The sequence below is a fragment of the Gordonia sp. YY1 genome (assembly GCF_009872315.1).
GTDB classification, from domain to species: Bacteria; Actinomycetota; Actinomycetes; order Mycobacteriales; family Mycobacteriaceae; genus Gordonia; species Gordonia amicalis.
Map to the genome: position 1 here is coordinate 1 of NZ_WXYI01000057.1, position 1,060 is coordinate 1,060.

At 65.0% G+C, this 1,060-nt stretch carries 1 pseudogene; it reads right to left on the bottom strand.

Features of this window, described 5'->3' with window-relative positions:
* Positions 1-996 (bottom strand): annotated as a pseudogene (locus BPODLACK_RS23730) (IS3 family transposase); the annotation flags it as partial.
* Positions 997-1,060 lie beyond the last annotated feature (64 nt).

The window sequence follows — 1,060 nt, forward strand, 5'->3', positions numbered from 1 at the left end:
AACGCCCAGAGCTGCGCAGAGTATCGCGAAATCCTTTGAAGTGTACTGGGCGCGTTCAATCGGTCGATGCAACACCGTGGAACACTGCACCGGTCAGGCCCTTGCGCAGCGCCGCAGCGGCTTTGAGGGCGTCTTCGACCAGTTCGGTGCGCATATGATCGGCGATCGCCCACCCCGCGACCCGGCCGGAGAAGCAGTCGATCACCGTCGCCAGATACAGATTCGACCCGGTGGCCAACGGCAGATAGGTGATGTCGCCGACATACTTAACGTTCGGTGCCGCGGCGGTGAAATCCCGTTTCAGCAAGTCCGGGACCTTCTGGTTCGCTGGATCCGGCGTGGTGGTCTTGACCCGCCGTCGCCGCCGGTAGCCGGCGATCCCGGCGCTGCGCATCACCCGGGCCACCCGCTTGTGGTTGACCCGCTCACCTTCGGGAGCACCGTCGTTGAGTTCAGCGGTGATCCGCGGCGCCCCGTAGGTGTTGTCTTCGTCGTGCACGGTGCGGATCCGGGCTTCCAGCTCCTGGTCAGCGGCGATGCGGGCAGCTCGGCCGTCGGCGCCGGCCAGCCAGGCATAAAACGACGATCGCGCGACCTCGACGATCGCGCATAGCCACTTCACCGGGTAGGCGTCGCAGTGGTCGGCGACGAACTGAAAGCGGCTCACCAGTTCGTCTCCCCGGCGAAATATTTGGCCGCCGACCGCAGGATGTCACGCTCGGTGGCCAACCGAGTCTTGTCAGCCCGCAACGCCTGGTTCTCGGCCCGTAGCCGGGCCAGCTCCTGGTCAGGGCTCTCGACACCCGCTGGGGCTGCACCCGCCGCAGTCGGGTTGCGGTGCCGGATCGGCACACCAGCGCTCTTACACCACGCCGACAGCGTCACCCCAGAGATGCCGAGTTCATCGGCAATCTGCGTGATCGTTGCGCCCTCGGTGTCTCGGTACAGCTCTACCGCGTCCCGTTTGAACTCGTCGGGATAACTCTTCCTTGCCATCGGTGTCGATCATCTCGCTTCCCCCGCCAATCTTGCGGGATTCAGCGTGTCCAACACCCGGGGT